Annotated in this window: 13 protein-coding genes; 6 read left to right on the forward strand and 7 right to left on the reverse strand. The window is 46.4% G+C overall.

Annotated features, from left to right (window positions below; genetic code table 11):
* The first annotated feature begins 71 nt into the window (after window positions 1-71).
* The 3 genes from QUA88_RS25060 to QUA88_RS25070 all read left to right on the forward strand — a co-directional run bounded on the left by QUA88_RS25060 (window position 72) and on the right by QUA88_RS25070 (window position 4,805).
* Window positions 72-995 carry a vitamin K epoxide reductase family protein gene (locus QUA88_RS25060; protein ID WP_333057495.1) on the forward strand — a complete coding sequence of 308 codons (924 nt, stop codon included), beginning with the start codon at window positions 72-74 and terminating at the stop codon, window positions 993-995.
* 653 nt (window positions 996-1,648) lie between these two features.
* The gene (locus QUA88_RS25065) at window positions 1,649-3,784 is read left to right on the forward strand and encodes a CHASE2 domain-containing protein (protein WP_333234156.1); all 2,136 of its coding nucleotides are present in this window, start codon (window positions 1,649-1,651) and stop codon (window positions 3,782-3,784) included.
* Window positions 3,785-4,544: 760 nt separating this feature from the next.
* Window positions 4,545-4,805 (forward strand): hypothetical protein, encoded by a 261-nt coding sequence (locus QUA88_RS25070; RefSeq protein WP_333057466.1) that lies wholly within the window; start codon window positions 4,545-4,547, stop codon window positions 4,803-4,805.
* Between the two features lie 20 nt (window positions 4,806-4,825).
* On the opposite strand, the gene nadB is transcribed toward QUA88_RS25070, so the two are convergent.
* The 4 genes from nadB to QUA88_RS25090 form a co-directional block, all read right to left on the reverse strand.
* Window positions 4,826-6,478: an L-aspartate oxidase gene (gene nadB / locus QUA88_RS25075; protein ID WP_333057468.1), complete on the reverse strand. Its 1,653-nt coding sequence runs from the start codon at window positions 6,476-6,478 to the stop codon at window positions 4,826-4,828.
* Window positions 6,479-6,786: 308 nt separating this feature from the next.
* Window positions 6,787-7,221 carry a photosystem II complex extrinsic protein PsbU gene (gene psbU, locus QUA88_RS25080; RefSeq protein ID WP_333057469.1) on the reverse strand — a complete coding sequence of 145 codons (435 nt, stop codon included), beginning with the start codon at window positions 7,219-7,221 and terminating at the stop codon, window positions 6,787-6,789.
* Window positions 7,222-7,476: 255 nt separating this feature from the next.
* Complete coding sequence (locus tag QUA88_RS25085; protein ID WP_333057470.1) at window positions 7,477-8,463, reverse strand: adenylate/guanylate cyclase domain-containing protein; 987 nt, start codon at window positions 8,461-8,463, stop codon at window positions 7,477-7,479.
* Window positions 8,464-8,551: 88 nt separating this feature from the next.
* Window positions 8,552-8,782, reverse strand: a complete 231-nt coding sequence (locus QUA88_RS25090) for a hypothetical protein (RefSeq protein WP_333057471.1) — start codon at window positions 8,780-8,782, stop codon at window positions 8,552-8,554.
* Window positions 8,783-8,976: 194 nt separating this feature from the next.
* Between QUA88_RS25090 and hisF the strand changes: the two genes are divergently transcribed.
* Together hisF and QUA88_RS25100 are read left to right on the forward strand one after the other, a co-directional pair.
* The gene (gene hisF / locus QUA88_RS25095; RefSeq protein ID WP_333057472.1) at window positions 8,977-9,768 is read left to right on the forward strand and encodes an imidazole glycerol phosphate synthase subunit HisF; all 792 of its coding nucleotides are present in this window, start codon (window positions 8,977-8,979) and stop codon (window positions 9,766-9,768) included.
* 433 nt (window positions 9,769-10,201) lie between these two features.
* Window positions 10,202-10,543 (forward strand): low temperature-induced protein, encoded by a 342-nt coding sequence (locus QUA88_RS25100; protein WP_333057473.1) that lies wholly within the window; start codon window positions 10,202-10,204, stop codon window positions 10,541-10,543.
* Between the two features lie 161 nt (window positions 10,544-10,704).
* Here QUA88_RS25100 and QUA88_RS25105 read toward each other — a convergent pair whose 3' ends face one another.
* On the reverse strand, window positions 10,705-11,721 hold the full coding sequence (locus QUA88_RS25105; protein ID WP_333211490.1) for a sulfate/molybdate ABC transporter ATP-binding protein: 1,017 nt from the start codon (window positions 11,719-11,721) through the stop codon (window positions 10,705-10,707).
* Window positions 11,722-12,311: 590 nt separating this feature from the next.
* Here QUA88_RS25105 and argC point away from each other — a divergent pair.
* The gene (gene argC / locus QUA88_RS25110) at window positions 12,312-13,370 is read left to right on the forward strand and encodes an N-acetyl-gamma-glutamyl-phosphate reductase (protein WP_333057475.1); all 1,059 of its coding nucleotides are present in this window, start codon (window positions 12,312-12,314) and stop codon (window positions 13,368-13,370) included.
* A 232-nt stretch (window positions 13,371-13,602) separates the two neighbouring features.
* On the opposite strand, the gene eno is transcribed toward argC, so the two are convergent.
* Together eno and QUA88_RS25120 are read right to left on the reverse strand one after the other, a co-directional pair.
* Window positions 13,603-14,883 carry a phosphopyruvate hydratase gene (eno, locus tag QUA88_RS25115; protein ID WP_445243062.1) on the reverse strand — a complete coding sequence of 427 codons (1,281 nt, stop codon included), beginning with the start codon at window positions 14,881-14,883 and terminating at the stop codon, window positions 13,603-13,605.
* A 286-nt stretch (window positions 14,884-15,169) separates the two neighbouring features.
* Window positions 15,170-15,415, reverse strand: a complete 246-nt coding sequence (locus QUA88_RS25120; RefSeq protein WP_333274390.1) for a hypothetical protein — start codon at window positions 15,413-15,415, stop codon at window positions 15,170-15,172.
* Window positions 15,416-15,546 lie beyond the last annotated feature (131 nt).

The raw sequence follows: 15,546 nt of genomic DNA on the forward strand, positions 1-15,546 counted from the left end.
CAGTAGTCATCAGTCATCAGTCATCAGTCATCAGTCAACAATTCCCAATTCCCAAATTACCAAATCAAAAAATGATTCGCCGACGTTCAACCCCTTGGATTCATCGCTGGTCTCGGACTGTGATGGCAGCGATCGCAGCCATAGGCGTCGTAGAAACGGCCTATCTCACGATCGCTAAATTCACCAATGGCTCGGTCATTTGTCCCACCAGCGGCTGCGACAAAGTTCTTAACAGTCCCTACGCCACAGTCTTTGGTACAGTGCCTTTAAGTTTGTTAGGCTGTCTGGCTTACCTGAGCATAGCAATCCTGGCATTGGCTCCCAAAGCTGTAAATCCCGCCACCAAGAAAGGACTGCACTCTCAACTAGAAAACAAAACTTGGCAAGCGCTATTTATCATCACCGCTGCGATGGTAATTTTCAGCAGCTATTTGATGTATTTGATGGCTTTTGAAATTCAGGAACTGTGCATTTACTGCGTCACTTCTGCCTTATTTGCGCTGTCGCTGTTTGTACTGGTGCTAGTCGGGCGCGAGTGGGAAGATATCGGGCAGTTGGTGTTTACAGGCATTTTGGTGGCAATGGTGAGTTCGATCGGCGCCTTGGGACTTTATAACAGCGTCAAATCACCTCCTCCTATTGTCTCTACCCCCGGACTTGCACCCCCTGCCGTCACTACCACCTCCGGCCCGGCCGAAATGGCTTTGGCCCGCCACCTCCGACAAATCGGCGCTAAAGAGTACGGCGCTTACTGGTGTCCCCACTGCCACGACCAAAAAATGCTGTTCGGCAAAGAAGCAGCCAAAATAATTGATTATTTTGAATGCGATCCCAGGGGGCAAAATTCCCGCGCCCAAATTTGCCAAGCGGCGGCTGCGAATGTTAAAGGTTTCCCCACTTGGGAGATTAATGGTCAGTTTTATGCAGGGACACAATCTTTGGATAAACTCGCTGATTTATCGGGTTACACCGGCCCCCGCACCTTTCAAAACTGACAGGAAAGTTGGAGATTATAGATGACAGATTTTAGATTGATTGGCCGGAAATATCCTGGTTTTTAACTTAGTTTATCGTTGGCTCCTGCGGCGAAATTAATCTAAAATCTCGCATCTATAATCAATAAAAAAATAGTAAAAATTAGTTACAACGAAAAACTTTAAAACAATTTGTGGCTCTCTAAGCTGTTCGGCATTTAAAGGGCTTGCGTAAGGTGCGTCAGCATCTAAGGTTTTCGGTTTCAGCGTAAGGGTTATAGCTGACGCACCCTACTAGCCTCGTTACTGGTTTAAATGCTCCACAGCTTAGTATTTAGAGCAGCGAATAAATACTAGAACTTTTACACAAAAACGCCAGAAACCGGGTTTCTGCTTCCAGAATGATTGTTGAAATGACATATTTTGGTGGCGAAACCCGGTTTCTGCTGTTGCAGCCCGATCGCACCGAAAAACTAAAAAATTGGATAATCTAAAATCTAAAATCGACTCGCTCGCACCGAAAAACCAAAAAATTGGATAATCTAAAATTTAAAATCTAAAATCTAAAATCGACTCGCTCGCACCGAAAAACCAAAAAATTGGATAATCTAAAATCTAAAATCTAAAATCGACTCGCCCCGGAGATGTAAAACCTATACGTAGTAGTAGTTTAGATGCTCACAGGGCGAAGCCCAAATCCCCAAAATATGCTAGAAACTATCAAAAAATGGGTCGATCGAGAACGCCGAGTATTGATTACTGCGAGTGCCGTTGCTAGTACGGTCATTTTAATGCGCTGGTTCGGATGTTTTCAGGTGTGGGAATGGGCTGCTTTCGACCAATTTGTGCGCTGGCGGCCGGCCGAACCCATTGACTCGCGCATCGTCATTGTAGAAATTAAGGAAGCTGACTTGCAAAAATACGGCTACCCAATTTCGGATGCTGTCTTGGCCCAATTGCTGCAAAAATTGCACGCTGGCAAGCCGCGGGCGATCGGCCTCGACATTTACCGAGATTTGCCAACTCAACCGGGTAACGCCGAATTGCTCAAAACTTTTAAAACTATTCCCAACTTAATCGGCATTGAATTGATGCCAGACGAAACCAGGTTGGGAGTTCGCCCACCTCCGGTACTTGAGGCGCTAGATCGAATTGGTTTCAACAACGTTGTCATCGACGCTGACTCAAAAGTGCGGCGAACTTTGCTCTACGCTTGGCCCGGAGACGGCAAAACTCATCAAAGTTTCGCACTCAGACTGGCTTTGCTTTACCTCAAAAGCGAAGGGATTTCGCCTCAACCAGCAAGAGTCAATCCTACATACTTGCAGTTAGGCAAGGGGGTTTTTCGGCCTTTTCAACCGAATGACGGTGCTTACGTTCGATCGGACAGCCGTGGCTATCAAATTTTGACCAACCTGCGCGGCCCACGAGGCAGTTTTCGCACTGCATCGATGAGCGATGTGTTATCTGGCACCGTACCTGCTGATTTTGTACGATCGCGCATTGTCTTGATCGGCTCAAATGCCCCCAGCCTCAAAGACTTTTACCAAAATTCTTACAGTTCCGGTTGGTTTAGTCCTCCCCAACAAATACCGGGAGTCGAGCTTCAGGCTCATTTCTTGAGCCAAATTTTGAGTGCAGCCATCGACGGGCGCGGGGGTATCAATGTCTGGCCAGAGGCTGCGGAGTTGCTGTGGATTTTGCTGTGGTCTTGGGCGGGAGCAAATGTGAGTTGGAATTTGCGATCGCTTGGTCGATCGGCTTACTGTTTATTAAGTATCTGTCTAGGTCTGAGTGCCAGTTTATACTTGGTATTTTTAGCCGGTTGGTGGCTACCGTTAATTCCTCCAATCGTCAGTCTTGTGGGTTCTGGTGCTGCTGTTGTGGGTTATCTGGCTCACTTGCAAGAAGAATTAAAACGGTCTAAAGAATTTTTACAATCGCTAATCGATACAATTCCCGACCCAATTTTTGTCAAAGATAGAAATCACCGCTGCGTAGTTTTGAATCAGGCATATTGTCGGTTTATTGGCTATCCTTTAGAAATTTTAACTTGCCGAACCGATTACGATTTATTTCCCCAAGCCGAAGCCGAGATATTTTGGCAGGAAAACGAATTAGTATTTCAAACTCACCAGCCGCGAGAAAATGAAGAATATTTTACTGACGCTCACGGAATTACGCATCTAATTGCGACTAAAAGATCCCTGCATAAAGATGCTGCAGGCAACCTATTTTTAGTCGGAGCAATCAGAGATATTACCGAGCGCCAACTTCGGCAAAATGCCCTAGAACAAAAAAATGCTGAGCTCAGCCACCAAGCTTATCACGATGCTCTTACCGGTTTGCCCAACCGCCAAATGTTCTACGAATGCTTGCATCAGTCTCTAGAAATAGCCTCCAGCAATCAGGAATTGGTAGCTTTACTGTTTTTAGATTTAGATGGATTTAAGTCAATCAACGACACTCTCGGACACAATGTGGGCGATTTACTCTTAAAAAAAGTTGCCAGTCGGCTCAAAAAATGCTTGCGCGGCAGCGATACAATCTCGCGGTTGGGCGGCGACGAGTTCACAGTCATTTTGCCCGTAATTCCCGGCCGTGAGGAAGCTGCGAAAGTAGCTGAAAAAATTTGCGACGCCATTATGCAGCCTTTTATGTTAGAAGAACATACAGTTTCTGTAACTACAAGTATTGGCATTAGTTTATATCCCATTGACGGTCAAGAGCCAGAGATTTTAGTTAAGAATGCCGATGTTGCGATGTATCGTGCTAAGGAACGCGGGAAAAATCAATATCACTTTTATTAATTAAGACCAGTTAAAAACATAATACAACTGTAGGTAAAGTCCCCACCCCGATATTGATAAGTCATTTATAATTATTCAATTTTTTTATCTAAAATCTCAATTACTTCAGACAAAATTTGAGCAATTTTAGGTCTCAAACCTTAATTGGGCAGTGAGGGAGATACAGCATATTCGGTGGTTCGTGAAGTACACTATAAAGCTCTATTGTTGGTACATTGTTATGTAGGGTGCGGATCTGCTCATGTTTAATGAAACTTGCAGATTGACTGGTGGCGACGCACCGATGCTTACGACCCTTGTTGTGTGTACCGCATATACATGGAATATGCTGTATTATTTCAGGCGTCCCCTGTGCAGCTAACTTCAGGAAAATAGCTTGTTGATCGAGCCTTAAACCGTAAGCTTTCTAAGCTTTTTGAAACCGTTCAAAAAAATGTTTTAAGTAGTGAAATCTCACATCTCAAATCACATAAATTTAAAGTCTCTAATCTGTCATCTGTCATTAGATAGATTTACCCCAAGATAAAACTTATGAGAGCAACTTGCCGTCTCATCTGAATGTTACAAAATATTAAAATCAATCACAACCTGAAACCAAATTCAAATCGCCAAAAGCCTTAATGTAAAAAAAATTATGTAAACTTACGAAAGTTAATTAAAGTAAATGTAAAGACATCAGTGGAAATACGGAAATTGATAGATATAATAGGTGGTACACACGTGGATCTATTGCGGTGATTGGAATAAGGCGGTGAATACTATGCGTACTTTGATTCAGCTCACAACAACGGCAACCCTGGCGGTCTGCCTGCAAGTGAATATAGTCGGCACCGCCAATGCGGCTCGACTTGCCAGCAACTCAGCTAGCAATTTCACAAAAGCCCGTAGCGCGGGCAAGAGCCCGACGCCATTGACCCCCAGACTTGGGACAGTGACATCAACCTCTAGGTTTGGAAATCTCCAAAAATACGAACCAACCCCGAACGGGAACCCCGAAAGTGACGGTACGGGAACGCGCTGACCCCAAATTTTGAATAAATTTTAATCTTCTATTCGCGGAGATTTGTACCAATTGGATTGGTTAATTAAAGTATGGCTGCACCAATCCGGATCGGTGAGGGGATAGTCCACTCGGTAATGACCGCCACGACTTTCGGTGCGAAACGCAGCACTTTTGACAATTAAATAGCCGATATCCAATAAATTCCCAACTTCTCCCCAATTTCGCAAAATCGAGCTATTCTCCGTCTCAGTAGGGGAAAAATCAATAATTTGTCCGGGCCGTAAATTATCAAGCGTTTGACTCAAAGGCAAGGAAGCAAATTCTTGCCGCCAAATCTCAAGTTGGACGATCGCACTTTCCAAATCCCGCTGTCCCCGGCAAATGCCCGCACTCTGCCACACCAAATTCCGCAATTCAACCCGCAACCTTTCGATCGCCTCAATGTCCTGTTCAGAAATCGATTTATCCCAGATTTCCCCCGCATCTAACTCATCTGTGAGTGTTTTGGGCCTTCCATCTTCTAGCTGCAAAAGTCCCATCTGCGCCCCAAAAACCAGACATTCCAGCAGCGAATTGCTCGCCAACCGATTAGCACCGTGTACCCCCGTGCTCGCAGTTTCTCCCACCGCGTACAAACCCGGAATCGAAGTTTGGTTGAACTTGTCAGCCACAATCCCTCCCATCCAGTAATGGGCCGCGGGCGTCACCGGCACCGGTTCGGAAAAAATATCAATTCCCCAGTCAGCGCACACTTGAATAATATTGGGAAACCTGTAGCGCAGTCGATCGACCGCAATCGGGCGCAAATCCAGCCAAACATGAGGTTCCCCCGTTTTTTGTAAGTGGCGGAAAATAGCGCGACTGACAACATCCCTAGGGGCGAGTTCCCCGCTGGGGTGAGAGTCAAAAGCAAAGCGATATCCCTTACTGTCAACCAAATGAGCTCCTTCTCCCCGCACCGCTTCGCTAATGAGAAACCGAGGCGCGCCCGCTGTGCTCAGCGCCGTCGGGTGAAACTGCACAAATTCTAAGTCTCGCAGCAGCGCCCCGGCGCGCCACGCAATTGCCACCCCGTCCCCGGTACTTACCGACGGATTGGTCGTTTGAGCAAAAACCTGTCCGCCGCCGCCTGTCGCCAGCACCACGGCTTTAGCTTGCAGCCACTTGACTTGTGAGCCGCAAATCGAGCTAATCCCCTGACACCGCCCGGTTTTGTCTAGCCACAGACTCAAAGCAAAGGCAGGAGATACGAGTTGAATGTTTTTGCGGCTTAATACTTTTGCTGTCAGCGTACCGATCACGGCTTTGCCCGTAGTGTCGGCGGCGTGGAGCACTCGGCGGCGGGAGTGGGCTGCTTCTAGGGTGAGGGCTAAATCTGGGCCGGTGCGATCGAATGCAACGCCCATTTTCACCAGGGAGTCGATGCAAGCACCAGCTTCCTCGACTAAAAATTTCACCGCCTCCAAATCGCAAAGACCGGCTCCCGCAGCCAATGTATCCTGAACGTGCAGCGCTGCGGAATCTTCAGGGGCGATCGCCGCGGCAATCCCTCCTTGGGCCCAATCGCTTGCAGAAACAGGTAGGGTATTTTTATTGATCAAGCCCACCTGCAAATGTTCTGGCAGGCAGAGTGCTGTGTACAAACCCGCCGCGCCAGCACCTATTACCAATACGTCAAATTTGTCAGTCATAAGTCTGCCGCCAGTCAATTTTAGATTTTAGATTTTAGATTTTAGATTTTAGTCTACAGATGAATCTGGGGACTTGAACTAATGTCAGTCAAGGGATTTTAGATTTTAGATTTTAGATTTTAGATGAATGAGGGGAAGTCGCTTATTTCAATCTAGCGAATTTGGGTCGGCTTTTGCCGAATGGTGGTTGAAAGTAAGTCTTGAGAAATTAAAGGCAGAAGTCATCAGCCTATAGAAAAAAAATCTTTTCTTTCTGCCAAATGCCTTCTGCCCAATGACTTCTGCCTTCAAATGAGACCCGCTGCTACCTAGTCGTAGAGACCATTATTCAACCGGTTGTCTCCTTCAATAAAGACTGATTCAACATCAGTTACGGTGAATTTGTCCATGTTAGCTTGCAGCAGTTTTTTCTGAGCTTCCGTCAAGTCTGAAATATTGAGTACGTCCTCAACATTTTCGTAAGGAGCATTCTTAATAATTAGTCGAGCTAAAGTGGGATACAACCCTCGAAATTCCCGAAAGTCCCGGACGGCGCTGTTGTTCAAATCAAGTTTTTTGCCGTATTCTGTGGCAAGCTTCTCATCGGCGCGATTGGTTCTAGCCGGAGCTTCAACTGCTAGGAGCGAGGATGATGGCAAGACGATACGGCTTAATGACGCCGCGATCGCGCTTTGGTCTCCAGCCCATGCAAAGCAGCCCAGCACTAAGCCCAATACTGCCAATAGACGACCCAATCGTTTCATGAAGTTTTGTCTCCCAATTTCATACACAGCATTTATGTAGAGACTACCATTTTGCTTATGCAGTTTTTCAGATAAATCCGCAATAGGTAGAGGGCTGTTATAAACTTTCCCTTGGGGTATTGACAAAGCAGATTATATATGATAATAGGTGAGTTTTAAGCATCGCAGACAAGTTTATAAAAGGCACTCCAAATTAAAAACTCGGACTGCGATTTTAAGGGGTTAATTTTTGCCCCGCACCCACTTTTCTAGCTATCAAGAACTTTTTCCTTTCGTTTTGAGAAAAGCGTTCAAGTCAGCATAAGTACCGCCGTAAGTCACGGTGGGATGGTCGTAACCCTTTAAAGCAACGGTGTGCTGCTCGAAAGCGCCCTGGGCCCCTAATTGCGTCAGATATTTGTAGGTAGTTTCTCCCACAGCGATATCCTTGCCGATTTGCTTGGTGCAAGATTCCAGGCGAAATGCTGCGTTTACAGTATCTCCCAAGGCAGTATAGTCCGATCGGTCGCTGCTGCCAGAATTTCCCACCATTGCATAACCGGTATTGATGCCGGCCCCGACTCGCAAAGGAAAAGGCAGGGGGTAACGGCTGCTGAGTTCGTCTGTTGCCTTGTGCAGTTCGCTCAAAGCTTGGCAAATCCGCATCATTTCCTCGCTGCTGACACCGCTGGTTTTGTGGAACCAGACTGCCATGATGGCATCGCCGATGTATTTGTCCACCCAACTGCCGTGTTCGCGAATGATCTGTCCTGCTTTGCGGAACCAATTGCCGATGACTTCCGAGAGGAGGGTTTCGTCTAGCTGCCTAGTCAAAACTGTAAAGTCTCGGATGTCCATTACCATGACGCTAATCAGGCTACGCACCGTCAAAGTCGCCGTAAAATCTTCAGAGTCTGTCTCGTGTATTGGATCGTGTCGGTGGCCGGCGCTTGGGTTGTAGAAGTCCAATTCGGTTTGACCGAAAATAATCCGATCGCCATTTCTGAGAGTGACAGGAATACTGACCCGCCGCCCGTTGACAAAGGAACCATTGCGGCTGCCCAAGTCGATCAGGTAGAACTCTCCTGTCTCCATTTGCTGTAACATCGCGTGATTACGGGAAATCCAGCGATCTGTCAGTACAAAATTATTGTCATCGCTCCGCCCTACTGTCCAGCAATTGCTGCCGGAGAGCGGCAAGTAGCGATTGCCGCTTTTCTCTGTACGAAGTACCAAATGTGGATTGGCTTGCAAAGTCACCACAGCCCTAAAAACGACATCAAGTCAACCGGTTTGAGGTTTTAAACTTTAAATTTTAACTTTACCGCGCGGCTTATGACTGAGATTGCTGCTAAAAAACCTCAAATCGGCCGTTCTCTAATCTAAAATTGTTTAGTCGATCGTCGATGCACCAAACCATACAGGATTGCCGAACCACAATTCGATCGCCAGCAAAGGTAGTTATGGTTCGATCATAAGCGAAATTGTCATATTTTTCACCCCACAGTTCTATCTGGGGAGTTAAATTTGGTGCTTTTTTGCTGAAAATATAACTATCTACCAATATTCTACCTAATGTCACGGCTCTCACTGCCCGCCAAATTTTATTTAGACTAACGGGGCATAAAAAACTGAAAAATGGCTCTCCGGCTCCGATCGAGAATTGTTAAACACAAGGTATCTTTAAGATTTGTTGCTTAACTTCGGGTTTTTGAAGATATCAACAAAGCCTTTTCCTCGCTGCGGCGGTCAATAAGTTGGAAATACGAGAATTTTATGTTGTCGAAAAGAATTTTGCCTTGTTTGGATGTGAAAGCCGGTCGCGTGGTCAAAGGTGTCAATTTTGTCAACCTTAAGGATGCTGGCGATCCGGTAGAAATGGCTCAGGTTTACAACGATGCCGGTGCTGACGAGTTGGTGTTTCTGGACATTACGGCGACTCACGAAGACCGGAATATTATGATCGATGTGGTGTACCGCACGGCCGATCGAGTATTTATCCCTTTGACGGTGGGCGGCGGCATCCAATCCTTAGACACCATTAAAAGTTTGTTGAGGGCGGGCGCTGATAAGGTGAGTATTAATTCGGCGGCGGTGCGCGATCCGAGTTTAATTGACAAAGCCAGCGATCGATTTGGTAATCAGTGCATTGTAGTGGCGATCGACGCTCGCAAACGGCAAGACGCAGATCGTCCTGGTTGGGACGTGTACGTGCGCGGAGGGCGAGAAAATACCGGCAAAGATGCGATCGCCTGGGCAAAGGAAGCCGAACAGCGCGGCGCCGGCGAAATTCTGGTGACAAGCATGGACTCGGACGGCACTCAAGCCGGTTACGATTTGGAATTAACTCGCAGCATTGCCGAAATGGTCGAAATTCCCGTCATTGCTTCCGGCGGCGCCGGCAACTGCCACCACATCTACGAAGCCGTGACTGAGGGGAAAGCAGAAGCTGCACTGCTAGCTTCCCTGCTGCATTACGGGCAACTCAGTGTAGGAGAAATTAAAACTTATCTAGCAAAATTTCAAGTTCCCGTGCGACAGCAGCAGCCATTAGTTATTAGTCATTAGTCAGTGGATAGTCGATCGCATCTCATATCTTGCAACATTTTTAACAAACCGCTCTGCGGGTTCACTCAAGCGCCCTCTCACGTTGTAAAGAGGCTAAATAAATCCGCCCCCACCCCACGATAAAACCAGTTACTGACATTGATACTGCTATGTGAGGCGCATCCGAAGGCACTTATAGAGAATTTTTTTGATTCTACACAAGTGCCTTCTACATAAATCTCTTGGGGCGATCGACGCCAGTCAACTAGAAATATTCCCTGAGAAGGATTTCAAATCCCAGCTTTTTCAGCTAAATATTATATATTAGCTCAATTTGAAAGAAAGCAACGGTTGCTTTTATCAAACTTGAGTTAAAGATTGTGCAGAATATGAGTGAGCTTCAGCCTGTTAACAATCTTAGCGATCAAAACTTCTAAAAACGGAGAAATTTTGTATGTCTTTTATCAGCTTTAACTTCCCTGCCAAGCGTTTAGTCCGCAGTTTAATAGCTGTTTGTTTTTGTGCTTTGATGTTTGTTTCTAATGCTTTCCCCGCTTTTGCCGTTACTAGCAGCCCCACCAAAGGTGAAGACCAACTTTTAGGAATTGAAAAAGAATCTCAAGAAGCTGTACTGAAAAAACCAATGTCCTTGGAAGAAACTCAAGAAAAAGCCAGCAAAGGGCCTAACGAAGTTCAGGGAGACGCTGACATTGAAAAAATGAAAAATCCTTCCAATACACAAGCTACATCCTTTGAGCAACAAGTCAAAAAAGCTGTCAGTAAAATTAAAGACTAACTCAGCGCGCAGTAGTCAGCGGACAGTTGTCAGTAAAAAAGATTAGGGACAGGCCGCGGTGCGGTGTCCCTAATCTTTTTTTTGAAGAGACACCGCACCGGGCCACATCGTTTGAAAGGCAGTATCCAATCTAAATTTAGCTTGAGTTTTCAGAATTGCTCTTAGATGGAATAAAAAAGTGGAAAGGACTTGGCATCTTTCGGCTTTACGAACACTCTTTGCTGGGGCTGCAAGTTCAAGCTATCGAATCTTTCTCTAGTCAAATTAGCGTTTACTACTTGACCGTCATCTAAGGTTAATTCTACCTGAATTTCCCATCCCAAATGAATCAAGCGACTGATTCTTGCAGGCACTGTTGCACTATTTTCTGTAGTTTCAATTACTACGTCGTGAGGGCGCAAGAAAATCTCTGGGTTGGCTGAGTCAAAGCCGTTGTCTTGAAACATTCTGGAACTACTGGGCAATACATTGACTGGCCCGATAAAACTCATTACGAAGGCACTAGCGGGATGGTCGTAAATTTCTGCGGGTGTGCCGACTTGTTCGATTTTACCTTTATTCATGACTGTAATTCGATCGGCAACTTCCATCGCTTCTTCTTGATCGTGCGTCACAAAGACTGTGGTAACGTGAACTTCGTCGTGCAGTCGCCGCAACCAAGCGCGCAAGTCTTTGCGAACTTTGGCATCGAGAGCTCCAAAAGGTTCGTCTAGCAATAACACTTTCGGTTCCACAGCTAGGGCTCTGGCGAGGGCCACCCGCTGCCGTTGGCCCCCTGAAAGTTGCGACGGGTATCTATCGCCCAATCCTGCCAATTGCACTAAATTCAACAATTCTTCTACCCGCGATTTGACTTTCGCGGGTGGTGTTTTCTGAATTTGCAGCCCGAAAGCGATGTTTTTTCGCACTGTCATGTGCTTGAATAGCGCGTAGTGCTGAAACACGAAGCCAATTTTGCGGTCTTGGACGCTAGTATTGGTGGCATCTTGGCCTGTCAGCCAGATTTTGCCGGAGTCGGGCATTTCTAAACCCGCAATCAGTCGCAGCAGTGTAGACTTGCCGGAACCAGACGGGCCCAGCAATGCGACTAGGGAACCCGATTCAATTTCTAAGCTGACTCGATCGAGTGCTTGGAAACTGCCAAACTGTTTTGATACGTTGTCTACAACTATGCCCATGGTAGGAAGAAAGAAGAGGGAAGAGGCAGGATACAGGAAGCAAGAGGCAAGAGGCAAGAGGGAAAAATGTGAATCTCCGGTTTGTGGATAGGTTAAGGTTAGTTTTTTTATAGCACGATCGCACATCAGTTTGTTAATTTTAGGGTTTTGGCGATCGGTCAGTCGATTTTAGATTTTAGATTTTAGATTTTAGATTTACTTGCAGCGCAGTGAATCTGGAAGATGGAACTTTGGTCTAAAATTTTGAGTTCTCCAGGGCTTTGTATGGGTTTTGGGCGGGGTCAATCGATTGCGCGATTTGAGATTTGAGATTTTAGATTAAAGGATTGAAGCATTGACTTGCGCGAGATAAATCCGGGGGCTTGTGTATTGGATACAGGTTTTTGTATTTCTGGATCCTGAGTCTGCGCGTTGGAATGAATCACGTGGCGGGTATCCTGGATGCTTTCGGTCAAACAGCCGAAAATTAACAAAAATGCACCTCCAAAACAAAACAACACAATTCTTTGCCACCAAAGTTGGCGTTTGGTACTACAATGCAGCAAAAGTTCAAGCGTTTTTGACTTCAACGGCTGAGGGGATAAAGGAAAATGGGAGATGTTGGACGTGTGCCTGTAGGAATTATCGGCGCTTCAGGGTACGGCGGCGTGCAACTTGTGCGACTGCTGGCGGACCACCCGGCGGCTGAAGTAGTTTATTTGGGCGGGGATAGCAGTGCAGGAAAACCTTATTCCAGCCTTTACCCGCACCTGACTAACTGCATTGATTTGACAGTAGAGGCGATCGACCTAGACCAAATAGCGGCAAAATGCGAAGTTGTGTTTCTGTCGCTGCCGAACGGTTTAGCTTGCAAAATGGCACCGACGCTGATAGAAAAAGGCTGCAAAGTCTTGGATTTGTCGGCTGACTACAGATTTGAAAATCTGGAAACTTACAAAGCTTGGTACGGGGGCGAGCGATCGGACTCTGCTTTAGCTGCAACGGCTGTTTACGGTTTGCCAGAATTGTATCGCGATCGAATTAAAGACGCTCAGTTAGTAGGCTGTGCCGGCTGCTACGTCACTGCTAGTTTATTAGCCCTGGCACCTTTGCTCAAACAAGGTCTCATCGTGCCAGAAACAGCAATTATCGACGCCAAATCCGGTGCTTCGGGAGGGGGCCGCAAAGCCGAAGTTAATCTGTTGTTGGCTGAAGCAGAGGGTTCTCTGGGCGCTTACGGCGTTGGGCGCCACCGCCACACGCCAGAAATCGAGCAAATTTGCAGCGATTTAGCGGGACACGATATTAAAGTTCAGTTTACTCCCCACCTAATTCCGATGGTGCGGGGAATTCTGGCGACTGTGTACGCAACTTTGCGCGATCCGGGTTTGGTGCGGGAAGATTTAATCACGATTTTCAGCGCTTTTTACCGCAATTCTCCTTGGGTAAAAGTGTTACCGGCTGGAGTTTATCCGCAAACAAAATGGGCTTGCGGCACAAATCTCTGTTACATCGGTGTGGAAGTAGATCCGCGTACTGACAGGGTGATTGTGCTGTCGGCGATCGACAATTTAATTAAGGGCCAAGCCGGTCAAGGCATCCAGTGCATGAACTTGATGATGGGCTGGGAAGAAACTTTGGGTTTGCCACAATTGGCTTTCTATCCTTAATTGGTAATTGGTAATTGGATCGGGGCGGGTTTACGAGATGATTGGTTTTTAGGCAATTATTGTTTGTAAAACCCGCCCCTTGTATCCACACGATCTAAGTTTTCGATGCTCGATGCCCATCCGATTTTAGATTTCTGATTGTTAATTTTAGATTCAAGTTACTAATCAATTCTTCAATTCTTCAATTCTTCAATCTAAAATCTAAAATTGTCAGATGCCCGATTACCAAGTGTTATTTAGGCCCGTAACCGATCGATCCTGCATAAATTGCCCGATCGCCCAATTGGTCTTCAATCCGCAATAAACGGTTATATTTAGCCACCCGTTCGCTGCGACACAAAGAACCAGTCTTGATTTGGCCGGCGCGAGTCGCTACCGCTAAATCGGCAATGGTGGTATCTTCAGTTTCACCGGAACGGTGGCTGATGATCGATCGATAGCTGTTCCGTTTGCCCAGGTCGATCGTATCCAAAGTCTCTGTCAAAGAACCAATTTGATTCAGCTTAATCAAAATCGAATTGCTAGCTTTCAAATCAATTCCTTTTTGCAGCCGCGTGCGATTAGTAACAAACAAATCGTCACCAACCAATTGAACTTTGCTGCCCATTTTCTGTGTCAGCGCTACCCAACTGTCCCAATCGTCTTCATGCAAACCATCTTCAATCGACACAATGGGATATTGACTGGCCAAACCATCCAAATAATCGATTAATTCTGCCGGCGAATGAGCCACACCGTCGTAAGTGTACTGCCCATCTTTGTAAAATTCGCTAGCAGCAACATCCAAAGCCAAAGCAACTTGTTCACCCGGTTTGTAGCCAGCTTTTTCAATAGCTGCAATCAACAAATCCAAAGCTGCTTGATTGGATTTAAGATTAGGCGCAAAACCGCCTTCATCACCCACACCAGTCAGCAAACCCTCAGCTTTTAAGACTTTACTCAAGGATTCAAATACCTCTGCACCCCAGCGTAAAGCTTCTTTAAAAGAAGGCGCACCCACAGGGACAATCATAAATTCTTGAATGTCCACATTATTGTTAGCGTGAGAACCCCCGTTGATCACGTTCATCAAAGGCACGGGCAAAACGTTCGCCAAGGGCCCGCCCAAGTAGCGGTAAAGGGGGAGTCCTAAAGTCTCGGCGGCCGCCTTTGCTGTGGCTAAGGAGACTCCGAGAATGGCATTGGCGCCGAGGTGGGATTTGTTCGGGGAACCGTCCAAGTCAATCATGGTTTTGTCTACCAGCGCTTGGTCGATCGCATCTAGATTAGCCAAAGCGGGGGCAATTTTGTGTTCGACGTTAGCGACGGCTTTTAGGACTCCTTTGCCACCATAACGGCTTTTGTCGTCGTCGCGGAGTTCGTGGGCTTCAAAAGAGCCTGTAGACGCGCCGCTGGGGACTTGGGCGAGCCCCACAACACCGTTGGCTAGGTAAACTTCCGCTTCGATGGTGGGGCGTCCACGGGAGTCGAGGATTTCTCTGGCTTGAATAGATTCGATCGCAGTGTCTAGCATATTAATTATTCCTGACTTAACTCAAGGTTTCATGACAATTAGCAGTCTCTGGGTTTTCCCACGCTGACTGCTGACGGGTAATAGAGTACGCGATCCCCAGAATTATTGGTACACAGTTCAAAATATTTGCGGATTTGGACGAGCCGAGCGGTGTCAATAACCGAGGCTTGTTGAATAACAGCTCCGGCAAGTTTGACAGTAATTTGATTGTTTTAACCGCTTTAAAAAACCTAGGCAAACCTGGGTAAGCTCAGCGGTATAAGTTTGAAACGTTCTTTCTTAGCGCCTACGCTTCCTCGACATCGAGGTTGACCAAGAAACTCCAGTTAGAAACGGTATAATAATCACAGCGACGTGATATTACACCGGAACGTTTGATTTTTTTATTCAGTTGGTTCCACTCGCTCCAAACGTGCTTTTCCGAGTTCACCTCAGAATAGGCGGTTAAGGAGCGAGGTATTTTTTCACTTAGTCGCATAGCTCGGCGAGCAATCACCAGCGCGGCAGATTCGTCGCTAGCTAAGCCATACATTCTCAGATATTTTACCAAGCCGATAATGCTCGAATATGCTGGGTTAACTGTAATTAAGTAGGTAGGCGTAAAAAAACCAAATCATGTTAAGATAAGTAAACACTCAAGATTTGATTTACAAAATCAACAAA

The sequence above is a fragment of the Microcoleus sp. D3_18_C2 genome (assembly GCF_036702395.1).
Classification (GTDB): domain Bacteria; phylum Cyanobacteriota; class Cyanobacteriia; order Cyanobacteriales; family Microcoleaceae; genus Microcoleus.

Coding starts and splice junctions, on each gene's coding strand:
- QUA88_RS25100 (WP_333057473.1), top strand. CDS start 10,202: ATGTCTTTTATCAGCTTTAACTTCCCTGCCAAGCGTTTAGTCCGCAGT.
- QUA88_RS25105 (WP_333211490.1), bottom strand. CDS start 11,721: ATGGGCATAGTTGTAGACAACGTATCAAAACAGTTTGGCAGTTTCCAA.
- QUA88_RS25120 (WP_333274390.1), bottom strand. CDS start 15,415: ATGTATGGCTTAGCTAGCGACGAATCTGCCGCGCTGGTGATTGCTCGC.
- QUA88_RS25070 (WP_333057466.1), top strand. CDS start 4,545: ATGCGTACTTTGATTCAGCTCACAACAACGGCAACCCTGGCGGTCTGC.
- QUA88_RS25065 (WP_333234156.1), top strand. CDS start 1,649: ATGCTCACAGGGCGAAGCCCAAATCCCCAAAATATGCTAGAAACTATC.
- eno (WP_445243062.1), bottom strand. CDS start 14,883: ATGCTAGACACTGCGATCGAATCTATTCAAGCCAGAGAAATCCTCGAC.
- hisF (WP_333057472.1), top strand. CDS start 8,977: ATGTTGTCGAAAAGAATTTTGCCTTGTTTGGATGTGAAAGCCGGTCGC.
- nadB (WP_333057468.1), bottom strand. CDS start 6,478: ATGACTGACAAATTTGACGTATTGGTAATAGGTGCTGGCGCGGCGGGT.
- psbU (WP_333057469.1), bottom strand. CDS start 7,221: ATGAAACGATTGGGTCGTCTATTGGCAGTATTGGGCTTAGTGCTGGGC.
- QUA88_RS25060 (WP_333057495.1), top strand. CDS start 72: ATGATTCGCCGACGTTCAACCCCTTGGATTCATCGCTGGTCTCGGACT.
- argC (WP_333057475.1), top strand. CDS start 12,312: ATGGGAGATGTTGGACGTGTGCCTGTAGGAATTATCGGCGCTTCAGGG.